The sequence below is a fragment of the Bradyrhizobium niftali genome (assembly GCF_004571025.1).
Classification (GTDB): domain Bacteria; phylum Pseudomonadota; class Alphaproteobacteria; order Rhizobiales; family Xanthobacteraceae; genus Bradyrhizobium; species Bradyrhizobium niftali.
Window position 1 is genome coordinate 117,035 of record NZ_SPQT01000022.1, and the last position, 17,268, is coordinate 134,302.

Consider the following 17,268-nt stretch of genomic DNA (forward strand, 5'->3'; position numbering starts at 1 on the left):
GTCTCCAGAGATTGGGAATGATCATTCCCTAATATGACAGGAATTCAGGCGAGCAGTTTCATCGCGACGCCGACGAGGCGCGTCCCGTCGAGCGGCAGGCGCGCTTTGCCGACGACGCGCATTCCCTGCGTGATGCAGATCATCAGCCGCGCGGTGTCGTCGGCCGCGACATGGCGGGGAATCGAGCCGTCGGCCTGGCCCTCGCGAATGAGGCCGGCGATGAAGCTCTCGTTGGTCGCGAGCTGCGCATTGACGCGGGCGCGGACCACCGGATCGACCGCGGAGAGCTCGACCGCGCTGCCGACCACGATACAGCCGCGGCGCCCCTCGCTGCCCTGGGAGTGCTCGACATAGGACAGCAGCACATGGCGCAGCCGCTCGCGGCCGTTCGCACCGCGCGCGGCCGCACCGCGGGTCTGCTCCCGTCGCACCGAGGCGTAGCGCTCGAAGGCTGCGAGGAACACGGCATGCTTGTCGCGAAACGCCTTGTAGACGCTGCCGGTGGCAAGCCGCATCGCGGCGGTGAGGTCTCCGATCGAGGTGGCATGATAGCCGCGCTCGCAAAACACCCGCACCGCCCCGTCCAGGGCAGTGTCCATGTCAAACTCCCGGGGACGGCCGGGTGGCTGAGCTATGTCTTGCGATCGGCGGGCGGTTTTTTGCATTGCGGAATAATAGGGAATGACTGTTTCCTAATCAAGACACCTGGTTGTGATCGGGGGAGAGACTGGCGGCCACAGCCCCGGCGTTGTCCTGGGGAAGGCCAGGACGACATTGGGGGTTTTGCGCGCACTCTCTCTACACCGTCATTGCGAGCGCAGCGAAGCAATCCAGAATCTTTCCGCGGTGGCAGTCTGGATTGCTTCGCTGCGCTCGCAATGACGGCGTATGAGGCATCGACTTCGTCCTCCAAGTACAACTGTCATTCCCCGCCTTGTGCGCACTTGCGCACTGGGGCGGGGAATCCAGTACGTCGCAGTTCGATTCAATCACCGCCGTCTCGGAGTACTGGATCGCCCGGTCAAGCCGGGCGATGACGCCGAGTGTGGGGCGAACTGTCTCCACACCGTCATTGCGAGCACAGCGAAGCAATCCAGAATCTTTCCGCGATGGCAGTCTGGATTGCTTCGCTACGCTCGCAATGACGGCGTGTGAGGCAGCGACTTCGTTCTCCAAATACAACCGTCATTCCCCGCGAAGGCGGGGAATCCAGTACGCCGTAGCTTCTCGATTCAATCACCGCCGTCTCAGAGTACTGGATCGCCCGGTCAAGCCGGGCGATGACGCCGAGTGTGGGGCGAACTGTCTCCACACCGTCATTGCGAGCACAGCGACTTGTCCGCCGAAGCTTTAGCGAAGGCGGAAGCAATCCAGAATCTTTTCGCGGTGGCAGTCTGGATTGCTTCGCTGCGCTCGCAATGACGGAGCAAGGTGCATCGGCGTCATTCTCCAACACGCATCTCAACGTTACAGACACGCCTTCCCGTCCTCGCGGCGCAATTCGCCCGAGCTTTGCTTCGTCTCTCCACCCTCTTTGTCCAAGAGGGCGCAGGGAAGGCCGGGTGCCAGCTGGCACCCGCGGTCTGCTGCGCAAAAGGCACACGCAGAAACCGCACAGCAGCATACAGGTGTAGCCAATCACTCGGCCTTCCCTGCGCAGTGGTTGGACGGCTTATGCCGTGCTCTCCCGGGAGCCGAGTTCGTTCTGGCCTCCCTCGCCTTCGCGGAATTCACCGGCACCGCGCCGGTTGACGCGACTGCCGCCTCCGCAAGAGCTTGACCGTAGCAACGACGGCCAGGACCACACGGTTTTGCCGTACGCACGGCCCGCCATTTCGCCGCGGTTTTCCCAGCCCTGTCGACGGAGCCGGAAACCTGCTGGCGAGACGAACCTGTCAGCGCCGTTCGTCCGCACGAAGCCTTGGGGCTCACGGAGAGCAATCCGCCCTGCCCGCAACTCTCGCGCCCGACGCTGCCGCGTCCACCGCAAGCCCGGCTCGCGAAAATGACGACCACATGATCGCCCCTCAAGGATGAGCCGGGATGGGCGACACATACGACAAATCCGAATTTCGGCAAAGTGGAATGTTTTTGCGCGGGCGGGTTGACAGGTCGGCGACACAGCCCGGTCCCGTAGCCCGGATGGAGCGCAGCGCAATCCGGGAAAGTGCCGCAGCCCGGATGGTGCGACGTGTAATCCGGGGGAGTGCCGGATGCCGGGCGAGCGGCCCCGGATTTCGCTTCGCTCCATCCGGGCTACAAGGGAGAGAGCTCACCCGGGCCACAGGAGCATCACCCCTTCGGCCGCACCGGTGTCCCATCCGCCATCGTGGTGACGCCCTTGCGTTCGACGATCATCCCGTAGGCGCGGGGCTGGCGGTGGACGTCGAAATTGAAGGTGGTGCGCTTGTAGGAGTTGCAGAGATCGAGGTCGCAGCGCGCCAGCGCGATCTCGTCGCCCTTGGTGGTGCACGCCGCGACGATCTCGCCCGAAGGCGCGATGATGCAGCTGCCGCCGATGTGGTCGACGCCCTCCTCGAGGCCGGCCTTGGCGACGCCGACCACGAAGGTGCCGTTCTGGTAGGCGCCGGCCTGCATCACCAGGCGATTGTGGAACAGCGAGAGATCGTCGTGCTCGGGCGCGGGCGGATTGTGCACCGGCGTGTTGTAGCCGATCATCACCATCTCGACGCCCTGGAGGCCCATCACGCGATAGGTTTCGCTCCAGCGGCGGTCGTTGCAGATCGCCATTCCCATCACGCCGCCGAAGGCATTGGTCACGCCAAAACCGCTGCCGGGCTCGAAGTAACGCTTTTCCAGATGCTGAAATTCGCGCCATGGCTCATGCTCGGCATGGCCCGGCAAATGGACCTTGCGGTATTTCGCGACGATCGCACCGCTCTTGTCCACCAGGATGGAGGTATTGTAGCGCCTGGTGACGCCGGCATCGACCGTCAGCTCGGCATAGCCGAGGTAAAACCCGATGCCGATGTCGCGTGCGAGGTCGAACAGCGCTCGCGTCTGCGCCCCCGGCATCTCGCGCTCGAAGAAGGCGTCGATCTCCGCCTGGTCCTCGAAATACCAGCGCGGAAAGAACGTGGTCAGCGCGAGCTCGGGATAGACGATCAGGTCGCAGCCGCAAGCCTTCGCCTGGCGCATCAACGCCATCAGGCGTGCCACGACCTCGGTCCTCGTCTCCGCTCGCGCAATCGGGCCAAGCTGGCCGGCCGCAATAGTCACAAATCTCGCCACGCGTTTTTCCTTCGCTTCCTCGACCTGCGTCGCCACGCGTTATCGCGCGGCGCGCTGTCGCGACCCGCCGACATGCAGATTCCGCACCTGTGGCGCTCGTCGCGCAAGGGCGGGCCGGCTTGCACATCCAGTCGGGGAACCATCGTTGCCGTTTTGCAACGGTTCCCCACGGTCTGAAGCCGGACAAGAGAAACTCCCATTGCGGCCACGAACCCCGCTCACAACGCCGTGAGACTACAGGGGAACTACGATGCGTGCACAACGCGTTTGGAAAGTGAACGGGGCCGCCAGCATCGGGCAGCTTCAATCGCGACTGGACGATCTGAACAAGCGTCTCAGCCAGCTCGAAAGCCAGCATCCTGAGAACTGGAAGGTCGAAGAGCTCAGATCAAGCGCACTCAGCCTGTCGCGCGAGATCGACGACATCCGCTGTGCCGAGGCGACGGCGGCGCTGAGCGAGCTGCTGCGGAAGTAGGCGGGACGGCGGCGATTCGGCGTTGCGTCGGGAACCAACATCCGCCGCCGCCATTTCCATCAGAGCATGGAGCAAATCATGACCAGGCACCTGACGCGGGCCCATCTCGCGCGCGGCGTGGCCGGCGCGGTTTCCACGCTGGTCCTGTGCGCGACGGCGGCATTCACCATCGCGCACCACTTCGCGCTGTGAGGGATTTCGCATGACATCCGACCCCGAGGAGTCGGTGAGACTGCAAGGTTTTGGCGAGATGACGTTGCGCACGGCGGTCGCGACGCTGATGGCGCTCGCGCCACGCGCGCGATCGGAGGCCGCCATCTTTCGCGTCCGCGACGGCTCGCGTTTGGCCGCGAGCGAGATTGCCGACCTCGCGTCGGACTGGGGCATGACGCCGATGGCGGAAGTCAGGTCGCCAAGGCTGGTCCCGGAGCAGCACTGGTCGGACGTCGTCCGCAGCATGGTGCGCGAGGCGCCGCTGCCGGCGCTGATGGTTGCTTTCCTGGTGGGCGTGCTGGTGGCGCGGCGGTAGAGCCGCGCCTCAAGCGGCGCGGGCCGATTTCGCGCGCTCCTCCAGTGCATTGATCGTCGACACGAGATTGTCACGTCGTGCCCGAAGGGTTGCCGCGAGCAACGGATAGGACGGGTGCTGCCTGTCGAACACCCCGGCCTTGGCCTCTTCTTCGAGGATGTCGGAATTCATGAGCTGAACGCGCCACCACAGATCCGCAATCAGCGCGCTAAGCCGAAGCTCTCCAGTGGAGCCGAAACGGGACACTTCTGTCATTGTTTGCCTCAACCTGAAACAGTCCCTCCGCTAGGGCCTGTGTTTGGTCCTGACTGAGCAAACGGAGTGCCAGGGCTGCAGGCGAGTGAGATGCGCCAACCTGGACGATCGCGCGGCCTGCACGGGGGCGATCGCAATCGGCATGGCCAAGGCGCATGGGTCGCGGGAGCCATGCCGCGCGCACAGACGTCCCTGCTCGGGCCAAATCGGCCGTGGACCCGCCCTGAAAATCGTTGCAAAAAGGCGCTCCCGAGGCGCCGGCGGCCGGTCCGCCAAGCCTCTGGAAAACGTCGACTTTTGGAAGAATGGTCGGAGTGGCAGGATTCGAACCTGCGACCCCTGCGTCCCGAACGTAAATAGCGGTCGAAAAGATCAACAAAAACAATGAAATTCGCTCGCGATTAACCACCTTTATCGCCGTTTGTTCACGGGGTTTCGGTGGTCAATCGGTGGTCAGCTTCCGATCTGCTTTGACCGATGAGAACGAAGACCTGCTGATTAAGAGACAGCCCCGGGCTGAGAACAATCAATGACTTACCGGTCGCACCGCCGGGCTTACCCGGCTGAAAGTGGGCATTCGTCGCACGATCATGATCCCTTCGTTGAGCTGCCCTTTAGCCGCAGACCTGTCGATCCAAGCGTCAGTTCACTTGGCTCTCGGAATAAATCCGGGCACACCCGTCTCGACCACCGCGTTGAACCTGACGCTGGTGGTGATGCGGTCCCGAATCTCCTCCATGGAGTCTTCAGGGAGCGCCGAAATGTCAAAGCTCTCCCGGATGCGCTGAGGCTTGGTCGAAGTGGTCAGGAATGCGGTGCCGCGCTGCACGGCCCAGGCCAGAGCCACCTGAGCCGGCGTCTTGTGCACACGCTGCGCGATCGCAGTGATCACGGGGTCTTGCAATACGCTTGGCTCCATGGCGTGCCCCAGCGCCGCAAACGCCTGCAGCACGATCCCATGCTCGCGGCAGAAATCGAGCAGGTCCCACTCGGGGAGATATGGATGCGATTCGACCTGCACCATGGCAGGCCTGATCCGTGCGATCGCAACGATCTCGCGCAACTTCTCCACGGTGATGTCCGAGAGACCGATCGACCTGCAATGTCCGTCGTCGACGAGGCGCTCCATCGCCTGCCAGGTCTGCGCTAAAGTAACGCCAGAATCATAAATCACCCGGCCGCGCTCATCTCTCGGGTCCTGCTCGTCGCCGGGTCGAAAGGCGAAGGGCGTATGGATGATGTAGCAATCGATCGTGTCGACTTGCAGCCGCCTGCGACTTGCGTCGAAGGCGGGCTTGACCCTCTCCGGGCGATGATTCGTGTTCCATAGCTTCGTGGTCACGAACAGGTCCCGGCGCTGAAGCGTTCCCTCCTCGAACGCTTCCCGCATCGCATCGCCAACGGCCTCTTCATTACGGTAACGTTCCGCGCAATCGAGGTGTCGAAATCCCGCCTCCAATGCAGCCTTGGTCGCCTGTTTGGTCGCGAGAGGATCCGGGATGAGTGTGCCAAATCCCGCAGCGGGAATTGTCCCGGATCCGTGGGTGGAAATCCTCGTGTAGCGGAGCGCATCCGATGTTGTCATGGTCCCTACTTCCTTGTTTAGGCCCGACCGCCGCAGGCGCGGCGGCCGTCGAGTGCGATCGACCGAAACCGGTCGATGCGGTCGCATTCCCCCGTTCCTCAACTTGCCGGCCGCGGTTTACGTAGAAAAAGCACAAGTGGGCTCACGACGAGCATGGCGAACATCAGGATCTCGAACTGGCCTATGATCGCGACGACGGCAGCTTGATGGGTGACCATGCCGTTGAGCGCAGCAAGGCCCGGCTTGGCGATCGAGCCGGCGACATGCGCGGCGGTGCGGTATGGCGTCAGATCCTTGGCGAGCGCAACGTGCATCGCCTGCGTGTTGCCGTAGAAAAAGATCTGCACCACCGCGATGCCGATCGTGCTGCCATAGAGCCTGGACAGGTTGATGAGCGCGCCGCCTTCCGGACGGAGCTTTGGATCGAGCGTGCCAAACGCAGCCTTGGCGAGCGCCGGAATCACGATGCCGAGCCCTGCACCCTGGAGGAAGCCGGCCTCGGCCACCGCGCGCCAATCCATCGCCGGCGAATAGCCGAGCATCAGCCAATTGGCATAGACCACCAGCGCCATTCCACCGATCAGGAACGGTCTGTAATCGATCTGCGCCGGCACCAGGCTCATCAACAGCACCCCTCCGACGAGCCCAACGCCGCGCGGGATGGTCATGTAGCCGGTGGTATCGACCGGGTAGTTGAGCAGTTCCTCCAGCATCGGCGATGTCAAAGCCAGGGTCGGCAACAGGACGAGGCCGACGGCGAAGGAGATCACGATCGAAAGGACAAGGTTCCGATCTCTGAACAGTGCCGTGCGAAGAAAATGCTCCTTCCTCGTCATGACATGCACGACGAACAGATAGAATCCCAGAACCGAGACCACCGCTTCGATCCAGATTTCCCTGGATTCGAACCATTCCAGGCGCTCGCTCCGGTCGAGCAGCACTTGCAAGCCGATCATGCCGAACGAAAAAGTCGCCAGACCGAAAAAATCGAAGGGTTGCCTCCGCTCCGCCCTCTTCTCGCGAAGCCAGAACGCCATGGCGAGAAAAATGAATGCCGTGACCGGCAGGCTGACATAGAAGATCGACCGCCAGCCGAAATATTCGCTGAACCAGCCGCCGATACTCGCCCCGCTGCTGATGCCGAGCAGGGAGCACACCGTCCACGCCAGGCTTAGGCGGGCATGCCGCGCAGGCGGCTGCACCTCGAGCAGGATCGCCAGCGAAAGCGGAGCCAGCGGCCCGCTTGCTGCTCCCTGAACGATCCGGGCGAGCGCGAACTGGACGGACGACGTCGCCAGCGTATCCAGCACAAGACCAAGCGCGAAGACGGCAAGGGAGAATTGGTAAACCGACTTCCGTCCATAGCGTCCCGCAAGCCAGCTCGTGACCGACATGGATACGGCGCTCGCCGCAATATAAGAGGAGAACACCCACCCGACCTCGTCATTGGCCATCGACAGGGTTCCCTGGATGTGCGGGAGCGCCGCATTGGGCAGCGAAATGTTGACGGCCTGCATGTAGGTCGCCAGGAGAGCCGCGAGCGACATGGCGCGATGGCCATCGGCGGCAGCGGTCGATGGGAGGGCGACACTCATTTGACCTCCCTCGCCTGCGCAGGCTGAAGCAGATGGCGCAAACTGCTGCGGTATCCGGTATCGACGCGAGCAGTGACACTGATGCCCGAGAACAACGGCCTGCTCGCGTCGACATCATCGAACTCGAGGCGCACCGGCAGACGCTGGACGACCTTGACCCAGTTTCCGGTCGCATTTTCGGGGGGCAGCACCGAGAAATCCGATCCGGTACCGGGACTCATGCTGACGATGTGCGCCTTGAACCTGCGATCAGGATACGCATCGACGTCGATCGTTGCCTCTTGGCCCGTACGCATGTGAGTCAGCCCTGTTTCGCGAAAATTCGCCTCGATCCAGATCCGACGGCTCGACAGCAGCGAGAACACCGGCGCTCCGGCATTGACGAAGCCGCCGATCTGCAGGTCGTCGACCCTGGTCACGACGCCGTCCTCGGGGGCCGTCACTGTCGCATAGGAGAGATCGAGCCGTGCCCGGTCGAGCTGCGCCTTGGCCGCACGAACCGTCGGATGACGATTGACGTCGATATCTGGATCTCCATCCAGGGCCACGATCGTATTGGCGATCTGTTGTTCGATCGATGATATGCGCTGGCGGGACACCTTAAGATTGGTCTCGGCCCGCTCGAAGACCGCGCGCGGCGTGAAATCGGAGGCGACCAGCATCTTCTTGCGGTCGTACTCGCGCTCGTCGAAGGTCGCCGAATCCCTTGCCGACTGCAGCTCGGCCTGTTGCTGGCGATAGGTTGCCTTGAGCCCGTCGATCTGAAGGCGTGCGCTGCCGAGCCGAGCCTCCGCCTGATCGACCGCAATCTGGTAGGGCTCCGGGTCGATGCGGAACAGCACTTGGCCCTGCCGCACGCTCTCATTGTCGTGCACGGCGATCTCGACCGCCTGGCCGGAAACCCGGGCGTTGAGCGTTACTTTCGCTGCCCGAACGAACGCATTATCGGTCGAGACGTAGGGCTCCTGCGCAAAATACACGGCGGCTCCGAGTACGGCCACCACGAGCGGCACAGCGAGCATCAACGGCCGGCGCAACCGCTCCATTACGCTCCTTCTGGGTACTGCGACCGCGCGGTCGGGCGGCGAGCCTTCCACGATTCGATCGAACTGCGTCTCCGCCGCACCCTCGCGTTCGCCCACGGTGCCGGCGACCGGCAAAAGATCTAACCGCATGGAAGGACCTCATCACATATTTTATAACGTTCGTTACAATTATTGTACCTCGGCACCGTAATCAAGGGTCTCTCAGGTTGTTTTTTATAACGATTGATATAAATCTCGTACCAGCACGAAAGGACGAGGTATCTCGACATGCCCCGAAGGAAGAGCGCAACGGAACCGGCAGCTCGCGGGCGACCGCGCGCCTATGACACAGAGGCAGCACTCAAGCAGGTCACGGAGACCTTCTGGAGGACCGGCTATTCGGGTACCTCGCTGGACAAGATCGCTGCCGCGGCTGGAATGAGCCCACCGAGCCTCTATGCTGCGTTCGGCAACAAGCACGCGCTCTATCTCGAGGCTCTCGCACGCTATTGGGAGCTCACCCTGGCCGCCACGCGCGAGGCTCTCGCAGGGGACCGTCCCTTGGCCGAAGCGCTGATGCTCGCCTACGACGCGGCGCTGTCCTTCTATATTCCGCGCAAAGGCGCCGCGCGCGGCTGCTTTGTGATCGGAACCGCAGTAGCCGAGGCGGTTGAAGATGCAGAGATCCGGAAGAGCGTTGCCACGGGGCTCCGTATGATCGACGCCGACTTTGAAGCTCGCCTTTGCACAGCACGCGAGAGAGGCGAATTAAAGCAGGATGCCGATCCAGCGGCGCTTGCGGTTCTCGCGTCAGCCACGATGCATACCATCGCCATCCGCGCTCGCGCCGGCGCTCGCCGGGCCGAGCTGAGGGAGATCGCGCGGAAAGCGACGAGTGTAATCTGTGGGTGTCCGGTGGAAGCGGACTGCGCCGCAACACGTTCTCATAGTTCAATGGAATCGGAATGAGGTCGCTGTCGAATCCATCAGCCTCAATGGATCTCGTCGTGCGCGCCATCGGTTGAGCTGACATCATCCAGGCGTTCTCCCGTCTGAGGGAGCGTCGTCCTTTTGCACCAGTCTCGCGGGCTCGTCGTACCCGGCCCGGCTGCTGTAAAAAACCAGCGCCATGAGGCCGAAGCCAACGGCAAGAGAACAAATCACGCCGATTACGAGTGCAATATATCCCGAGGCTGGAACGTCAGTCCCGGCTGCGCTCGTCCAACCCAGATAGGAAACGTAGACGGTACCGACGAATAACGTGAGCAGCGCGGCGAGAACCAACCAGCCACCTATTCCCATCGACCTCATCGAGATGGTGATCGAATGAATTGTGTTGGTTGGCTTTGCAGGCACACTCAACACTTTGATGTTCTCGGGTGCAGACCCGTGGAGGTTCATGTCGGGCTTCATGCTCGTTCTCCCTTGCGAAGCTCTTTGCAAAATCGGTCTAGTGCGCCCCGCCGGCATTCACATGGTCGGGCTTCTTGAGCATCAGCCCCGCCAGCATTGCGATGATCAGGGCCGCGCCTAACGCGTAGAAGGTGTCGCTGAAGGCCAGAATGAAGGCCTGCTTCTGGATGACCTTTCCAATCGCGACATAGGCGCGATGTGCGGCGTCGACGCGGTCGATCACGCCGTGGTTCATGAAGTAGTCTGTCAGTTGATCCAGCCGGCTTCGCGTTGCCTGCTCCAGCATGGATACCGACGGGGACAGCACGTTGGAGTGATACTGCTCGCGCTTGGTCAGCAGCGTTTGCAGCGCCGCAATGCCGATAGCGCCGCCGAGCTGGCGCATCATGTTGAACAACGCAGACGCAGACCCGGCATTCTGCGGCTCGATGCCGGCAGTTGCGACCGCCGAGAGCGGCGCGAACATGAGCGCCTGACCCACGGCACGGACAACATTCGGCCAGAACAACTGATCGGCCGCATAATCATTGGTCATATAGATGTTCATGAAGTTGGAAGCCGCGAATAGCGCAAAGCCGACGCTGATCATGATGCGCGGATCAACCAGCTTCATCAGCCTTGGCACCAGCGGGATCAGCACAAGCTGCGGCAATCCGGTCCATGCCAGCACCGCGCCGATCTGCTCGGAATTGTAGCCCTGGATTCGAGATAAATAGACGGGCAGAATGTAGACCGAACCGTACAAGGCGACGCCAAGCAGGAAGTTCGCGAGAACACCGAAGCCGAAACTGCGGCGGAACAGCAGGCGCAGGTTCAACAGCGGCTTCTTGCTGGTCAGTTCGATGATGACGAACAGCGGCAGCGCGGTCGCGGCAATGACGGCGAAACGGACGATGAGGGGCGAGCCGAACCAGTCATCCTTGTTGCCTTCCTCCAGAACCGTCTGCAACGCAGAGAGCCCGATCGCCATGGTGACGATACCCGGCCAATCGCCGTCGCGCAGCAACGAGAGCCTCATCGGAGTTGATTCCAGCGAAAAATAGAGCATGCCGATCATGACCGCGCCGGGCACGACGTTGACATAGAAGATGTACTGCCAGCCCCAGTTCTCTGTCAGATAGCCGCCGATGGTCGGCCCGATCGCCGGCGCAAACGTCGCCGAGATCGCAAACAGCGCCTGGCCGATCGGCTGCTTGGTTTTCGGCAACAAGGTGATGATCAGCGTGAATGCCATGGGAATCAGCACGCCGCCGGTAAAGCCCTGCACGGCGCGTAGCGCGATCATCTGCGGTAAATCTTGCGCGACTGCGCAGGCCGCCGAGAACACCAGGAAGAGGAAGGCATTGGTCAGGAGGTAGATGCGGATCGAGAACACCTGAGCAAGCCAGCCACTCAACGGGATCACCACGATCTCCGCAATCAGGTAGGAGGTCGCGATCCAGCCGCCGTCATCGATACCGGCACCAATTCCGCCCTGAATATCGGCAAGCGAGGCGTTGACGATCTGGATGTTGAGCACTGCCATGAATGCGCCCAGCGTGGCGCCGATCACCGCGACCCACGTCTTCACGGGGACGGCTGGAGCCGTTGGCGCCGCCACGGCTGGCCGATTTTCGCCGGCGGGAATGGCATCGATGGTCTGCACTGTGTCCATGGTCGTCTCCTCGGCCGCGAAGGGAGATCCCCTTCACCACGCGCATTCGCTCAACTGCGGGGCTCAGGGCCGCCCGACGCGAGCCGCCTTTTCTCGTCCCGCTCGGCGAGAACCGTCGACTTCGTATCAATGGTGGGCACCGCCGACATTCCGGGACGCAGCAAACCTTTGAGGTTCTTTCCGTCGAACACGATCTTCACGGGAACGCGCTGCACGATCTTGGTGAAGTTGCCGGTCGCGTTGTCGGGCGGCAGCAGGGCGAACTCCAGGCCGCTCGCCGGCGACAGGCTGTCGACATGGCCTGTCAGCGTTGTCGAATGGAAGCTGTCGATCCTGAGTTCGACAGGCTGGCCGTTGCGCACATGGGTCAGCTGGGTCTCCTTGAAATTTGCGACCACATAGACCGCATCCAGCGGAACTACGGCCATCAACTGCGTACCGGCCTGGACATACTGGCCGACTCGCAGCGAACGGGCGCCGACGTTGCCCGTGACAGGTGCGGTGATGTCCGTATAGGAAAGATTCAACGCCGCCTGCTGCTCGACCGCGCGGGCATGGTCGAGCTGCGCCAGTGCCTGGGCGCGTTGGGTCGAGAGCACCTCGACCTTCTTGTTCGCCGCGATCAGCCCCGCCTTGCCCTGCTCCAGCTGCGCGCTTTGGGCACGCAGCGCTGCGTCGGTCTGCTGCGCGCGCTGCACCGTGCCGGAGCCGGACTTCATCAGGTCGTCATAGCGGGCACGCTCTTCTCTCGCGAACTTCAGATTGGCCTCTGTGGCGTCCACCTCGGACGCTTGCTGCCGGATCAGCGGTTCTTGCAATTCGATTTGCGCGTTGAGGTTATTCACCGCGGCTTCCGAGGCCGCGACATCGGCACGCGCCTGCTGGAGCGCGGTCTTGAAATCGCGGTCGTCGATCCGCGCCAGAAGCTGCCCCGCTTTGACCGGCTCGTTGTCGGAAACCAAAACTTCGCCGATGTAGCCGGAAACCTTCGGCGCGATGATAGTGGAATCGGCTTTGACATAGGCGTCGTCAGTCGTTTCCAGGTAGCGGCCGATGGTGAGATAGTAATGGCCGAAAGCGGCAGCGCCGGCGACCGCAAGTGCTCCAGCGAATGCCAGGGCGACCCGCCGGAGTGCCTGGCGCGACGGATGAAGACCAGTTCTGGCGCGTGGTCCGGAGACGTAAGAAACATTGGACATGGTTATCTTCCTTGTGATTTCCGAGCGCTGCGTCGCGAGCGCGCTCTCATACTGGCAATCGAAATTTTTCAACGACGTCGGGATCGGGATCAATTCCAAGACCGGGGCCTTGAGGCACGGAGATCCGGCCGTGCTTCGGCCCGAGCGCGCGACCGTAGATGATGGCTTCGAGGTCGAACCAACGCCACTCGATCATGGAATCGGTCGTGCCGAGCGCCGCGGTCGCGTGGATCGCGGCCAGCAAACCTGGGCCGTCATAGAATGAGTGCGGCATCACGGTAGTGTTGTAGATCGCAGCGAGCGGAAACACCTTGCGCAGCTCGCTGATCCCTCCCATCTTCGCCGGGCTTGGCTGGACGAAATCCACCGACCTCGTCGCCAACAAGCGTTCGAAATCCATCAGCGTGTAGACGTTTTCGCCAGCAGCGATCGGGATGCCTGTCCCCTTCCGCAACTCGGTGAGACCGCCGAAGTTCTCCGGAGGCCAAAGCGGCTCCTCCAGCCATTTGAGATCAATCGGCTTGAGATCGTCGGCAATGGCGTGCGCTTGCGCCGGTGTCCAGGAACAGTTGACGTCGAGCATCAGCTCGGCGTCCGGACCGGATTCGTCACGTGCCGCACGGATCGCAGGGAGCTCGATCTCGTGAAGCTTGAGCGTATCGAATCCGGCCTCGATCGCCTGCCGAACGCTGGTCCGGACGAGAGAAGGATCCGAATAGCGGACCAAGCTTGCATAACAGGCCAGGTCGGCCGCGCCGCCGCCCAAAAGCTGGCACAACGGCATGTTGGCGGCCTTGCCTGCGATATCCCAAAGGGCGATATCGAGCGCTGAGATGGCAAATGCCAGCGCCCCGCCGCGTCCGAACACATGCAGCTTCTTCTGCACGTCCAGCATCAACGGCCCGATCCGCGTGGCATCCTGGCCGATAACAAGCGGCGCGATCAGCTGGTCAATCGCGAGCTTCACGGAAGCGACCGCACGAAAGCCGAACGCTTCGCCCCAACCGATCAGACCCTGGTCCGTCGTCACACGGACAAGCAGCGAATCGGCGGCCGGGAGGTTGCCATCACCCCAGGCCGAGGCATCGGACGGATTTCCCGGCTTGAACGGGATCCGCAACGGAATGGGCTCAACGCCGGTGATGATCATCTTCCATGCCCTCCGGCATGCTCCGAGCCGCGTATGCGGGCCGGAGCGGGTGATTCACGCGTGCTGGTGACGCGGGTCGTCGTGCGCGTCACGGTATTCCAGGCCGAGCGGACCGATCGCCGAGACCTGCGTGACGTATTCGCCGGATTTCGCCCAGTGGTAGTGCCAGGTCTCGCCCGGCAGCACGACGACGCTTCCGGGCGGATAGGCCTGCACCTTGTCTCCGTCGAACGCCTCGCCGAGCCCGATGTAGAAGACGCCGGACATGACCGTATAGATGCGATCCTCCGGATGCTTGTGCGGCATCAGTTTTGCGCCTGCCGGCACCTTCACCCTGACCACATAGGGACCGGGCTCGGTGGGACGGCCGACCACGACCGCTAGGCGAGCGCCGGGCGGAAATGCGGGGAACGGTTTCCAGTCGATCTGTTCGGGCAGGATCGCCCTGAAATCGGCTTGATCGGGCTGATGTTTGACGGTCATGGCTCTCTCCTTCCGACGGTCAATCAGACTAATTTCGCGTCGAGCGTGATCGCGGCCTTGAGAACCTTCGACACCGGACAATTCTGCTCGGCTTCGCGGGCGATGCGGACAAACCCGGCGTCGTCGAGATTCGGCACCTTGCCGCGCAAGGTGAGTGCCGATTTGCCGATCCGGAATCCCTTGCCTTCGGATTCAAGCGTGACGACTGCTTCAGTCGTGAGCTCGGTCGGCGTGAAGCCTGCGAGTTGCAGGCCAAAGGCCAGCGCCATGGTGAAGCAGCCAGCATGTGCTGCTGCGATCAGTTCCTCGGGATTGGTGCCCTTCTCGTTGTCGAAGCGCGTCTTGAACGAATAAGGCGTCTCGGCGAGCGCGCCGGACTCGCTGAACAGGTGACCGCTCCCGTCGCGGCCGCTCCCTTGCCAAACTGCAGTTGCCTTGCGGATCATGTCGCTTCTCCTCCTGGTCCGATATCCCTTCTGATCACGCCTTCAGTGTCTCGGCATCGATCGGCATCTTGCGGAGCCGCTTCCCGGTGGCGGCGAAGACGGCATTGGCGATCGCAGGGACAATGCCCGACGTACCGGCCTCACCCATACCGCCCGGCGGTTCGGTGCTCCTGACCACGTGCACGTCGATTGCCGGTGCCTCGTTGATGCGCAGCATCTGGTAGGTGTCGAAGTTGGCCTGTTCGATGCGGCCTTTCTTCAACGTGATCTCGCCGTAGAGCGCTGCGGTCACGCCGAACATGACACCGCTCTGGATCTGCGCCTGTACCGTGTCGGGATTGACCACGGTGCCGCAATCCATCGCGCAGACCACGCGATGCACCCGAACAGAGCCATCCCTGGCCACCTCGACCTCGGCGACCTGCGCGAGATAGCTGCCGAACGCATATTGCAAAGCGATGCCGCGGCCGCGCCCCTTAGGCAGCGGAGCGCCCCAGTCGGCTTTTTCCGCCGCCAGATCGAGCACGGCCTTCGCCCGCAGATTGTGGTCGAGCAGCGCACGGCGATAGGCCACCGCGTCCTGCCTCGCAGCCGCCGCCAGCTCATCGATGAAGCTCTCGGTGACGAAGACGTTGTGCGAGGGACCGACGCTGCGCCAGAACGCCGTCGGGATGCCGGGCGGTTCGACGCGAACATATTCGACGTGGAAGTTCGGCAGCGCATAGACAAGATCGATCGCCCCTTCGGTCGTGTCGGGATCGAGGCCGTCCTTGAAAGCTGGCGGCAGCCAGCGCGCAATCACCGAGGAGCCGGCGAAACGGTTGGACCAGGCGACCGGTTTGCCGTCCTTATCGAGGCCGGCCGCGATGCGATCGACCCAATACGGACGGTACATATCGTGCTGGATATCCTCCTCACGCGTCCACACCACCTTCACGGGACCATCGACCTGCTTGGCGATCTCGACCGCCCGCACCGCGCCGTCGGCCTCGAGACGTCGGCCAAAGCCGCCGCCGATGAGGTGATTGTGGATGATCACCTTTTCGACCGGCAGGCCGGCGGCTTTCGCCACCATGGCCTGCACACGCGCGATCGCCTGGGTGCCGACCCAGATCTCGCATTCGCCACCTCGGAAATGCGCCGTGCAATTCATCGGCTCCATCGTGGCATGCGCCAGGAACGGCAATTGATAGTTCGCCTCGACCTTCGTTTCGGCGTTCGCCATCGCCTTGTCGGCATCACCATTGTTCTGGGCAACTGTCCCCGCCTTGAGGGTTGCCTGCTCCAACTCGTGTGCGATGTCCTGCGTGCTCAGCCCGGCGTGAGGGCCTTCGTCCCACTCGATCTTGAGTGCCTCCAACCCCTTTTTCGCGGCGCCCATGTGATCTGCTACGATGGCAACGGCATCATCGAGCCGGACGATCTGACGCACGCCCTTGACGGCCCTGGCCGCGGCATCATCCACGCTCTTCAACCGGCCACCGAACACGGGTGATTGCGCCAGTGTTGCGATCTTCACACCGGGCGGTCGAGCATCGATGCCGTAGACTGCGCTCCCGTTGACCTTGCCGGCAGCGTCGAGCCGTTTCGCCGGGGTCCCGATCAACTTGAACTCCTCCGGTCGCTTCAGCACGACGTCGTTCGGGACCGGCATCTGCGCGGCCCCCGCGGCAAGCTCGCCATAGCGGAGTTGCCGACCGCTGGCCGTATGGATCACCCTGCCGTCCTCCGCCCGGCATGACGCGACATCGACGCCCCAGCGCTTGGCAGCAGCCGCGATCAGCATGATCCGCGCAGTCGCGCCGGCTTCGCGAAGGGGCCTCCAGGCGCCACGGATGGCGTTCGAATTGCCGGTTGCCTGCACGCCCAGCAAGGGATTGGCGTAGAGCTTCTCGTTCGGGGGCGCGTGTTCGAGACGGATCTGCTTGAGTTCGACCTCGAGCTCCTCGGCGATCAGCGTCGGAATCGAGGTGTAGGTACCCTGCCCCATCTCGACATAGGGCATGGTCAGCACGATCTCTCCATCGGCGCCGATGCGGATGAAGGCATTTGGCGTGAAGTCCTCGGCACCGACAGCTTTGCCTTGGCCGAACGGCAGCATGAGGCTCAGCACGAGGCCACTGCCGGCAACGGCGCTGTTGACGAGAAAATTGCGGCGCGAAAGGTCGGCATATGACGCGGTCGGCGCGATGCGATGGTGGATCATG

The 17,268-nt window shown here is 62.7% G+C and carries 16 protein-coding genes; 3 read left to right on the forward strand and 13 right to left on the reverse strand.

Going from position 1 to position 17,268, the window contains the following annotated elements; translation table 11 throughout:
• Window positions 1–44: 44 nt before the first annotated feature.
• Entirely contained in the window at window positions 45–599 is a 555-nt protein-coding gene (locus tag E4K65_RS31530; protein WP_235885792.1) for a TetR/AcrR family transcriptional regulator, read from the reverse strand.
• A 1,693-nt stretch (window positions 600–2,292) separates the two neighbouring features.
• Window positions 2,293–3,252 (reverse strand): N-carbamoyl-D-amino-acid hydrolase, encoded by a 960-nt coding sequence (locus tag E4K65_RS31550; RefSeq protein WP_135177438.1) that lies wholly within the window; start codon window positions 3,250–3,252, stop codon window positions 2,293–2,295.
• 250 nt (window positions 3,253–3,502) lie between these two features.
• Between E4K65_RS31550 and E4K65_RS31555 the strand changes: the two genes are divergently transcribed.
• Both E4K65_RS31555 and E4K65_RS31560 read left to right on the forward strand, forming a co-directional pair.
• Entirely contained in the window at window positions 3,503–3,727 is a 225-nt protein-coding gene (locus E4K65_RS31555) for a hypothetical protein (RefSeq protein WP_027547857.1), read from the forward strand.
• 202 nt (window positions 3,728–3,929) lie between these two features.
• Entirely contained in the window at window positions 3,930–4,256 is a 327-nt protein-coding gene (locus E4K65_RS31560; RefSeq protein WP_135177439.1) for a hypothetical protein, read from the forward strand.
• A 9-nt stretch (window positions 4,257–4,265) separates the two neighbouring features.
• Here the strand turns inward: E4K65_RS31560 and E4K65_RS31565 are convergent, their stop codons facing one another.
• The 4 genes from E4K65_RS31565 to E4K65_RS31580 form a co-directional block, all read right to left on the reverse strand.
• Complete coding sequence (locus tag E4K65_RS31565) at window positions 4,266–4,427, reverse strand: hypothetical protein (protein WP_333939135.1); 162 nt, start codon at window positions 4,425–4,427, stop codon at window positions 4,266–4,268.
• Between the two features lie 730 nt (window positions 4,428–5,157).
• Complete coding sequence (locus E4K65_RS31570; protein ID WP_135177441.1) at window positions 5,158–6,096, reverse strand: aldo/keto reductase; 939 nt, start codon at window positions 6,094–6,096, stop codon at window positions 5,158–5,160.
• A 98-nt stretch (window positions 6,097–6,194) separates the two neighbouring features.
• Window positions 6,195–7,691, reverse strand: coding sequence for an MFS transporter (locus E4K65_RS31575; RefSeq protein ID WP_135177442.1), 1,497 nt, complete (start codon window positions 7,689–7,691; stop codon window positions 6,195–6,197).
• Window positions 7,688–8,851 (reverse strand): HlyD family secretion protein, encoded by a 1,164-nt coding sequence (locus tag E4K65_RS31580; RefSeq protein WP_235885794.1) that lies wholly within the window; start codon window positions 8,849–8,851, stop codon window positions 7,688–7,690. Before E4K65_RS31580 ends, E4K65_RS31575 begins: the two co-directional genes overlap by 4 nt.
• 153 nt (window positions 8,852–9,004) lie before the next feature.
• Here E4K65_RS31580 and E4K65_RS31585 point away from each other — a divergent pair, with 153 nt between their 5' ends.
• Window positions 9,005–9,685, forward strand: a complete 681-nt coding sequence (locus E4K65_RS31585) for a TetR/AcrR family transcriptional regulator (protein ID WP_135177444.1) — start codon at window positions 9,005–9,007, stop codon at window positions 9,683–9,685.
• A 63-nt stretch (window positions 9,686–9,748) separates the two neighbouring features.
• Here E4K65_RS31585 and E4K65_RS31590 read toward each other — a convergent pair whose 3' ends face one another.
• The 7 genes from E4K65_RS31590 to E4K65_RS31620 are packed head-to-tail and all read right to left on the reverse strand — an operon-like array spanning window position 9,749 to window position 17,267.
• Window positions 9,749–10,129, reverse strand: a complete 381-nt coding sequence (locus E4K65_RS31590; protein ID WP_235885795.1) for a hypothetical protein — start codon at window positions 10,127–10,129, stop codon at window positions 9,749–9,751.
• A 37-nt stretch (window positions 10,130–10,166) separates the two neighbouring features.
• Window positions 10,167–11,783 carry an MDR family MFS transporter gene (locus tag E4K65_RS31595; protein ID WP_135177445.1) on the reverse strand — a complete coding sequence of 539 codons (1,617 nt, stop codon included), beginning with the start codon at window positions 11,781–11,783 and terminating at the stop codon, window positions 10,167–10,169.
• 50 nt (window positions 11,784–11,833) lie between these two features.
• Window positions 11,834–12,982, reverse strand: coding sequence for an HlyD family secretion protein (locus E4K65_RS31600; protein WP_135177475.1), 1,149 nt, complete (start codon window positions 12,980–12,982; stop codon window positions 11,834–11,836).
• Window positions 12,983–13,028: 46 nt separating this feature from the next.
• Complete coding sequence (locus tag E4K65_RS31605) at window positions 13,029–14,132, reverse strand: mandelate racemase/muconate lactonizing enzyme family protein (protein WP_135177446.1); 1,104 nt, start codon at window positions 14,130–14,132, stop codon at window positions 13,029–13,031.
• Between the two features lie 54 nt (window positions 14,133–14,186).
• Window positions 14,187–14,615, reverse strand: a complete 429-nt coding sequence (locus E4K65_RS31610) for a cupin domain-containing protein (RefSeq protein ID WP_135177447.1) — start codon at window positions 14,613–14,615, stop codon at window positions 14,187–14,189.
• A gap of 23 nt (window positions 14,616–14,638) precedes the next feature.
• Entirely contained in the window at window positions 14,639–15,061 is a 423-nt protein-coding gene (locus tag E4K65_RS31615; RefSeq protein ID WP_135177448.1) for an OsmC family protein, read from the reverse strand.
• A gap of 34 nt (window positions 15,062–15,095) precedes the next feature.
• Window positions 15,096–17,267 (reverse strand): xanthine dehydrogenase family protein molybdopterin-binding subunit, encoded by a 2,172-nt coding sequence (locus tag E4K65_RS31620; protein ID WP_135177449.1) that lies wholly within the window; start codon window positions 17,265–17,267, stop codon window positions 15,096–15,098.
• Between the last annotated feature and the right edge of the window lies 1 nt (window position 17,268).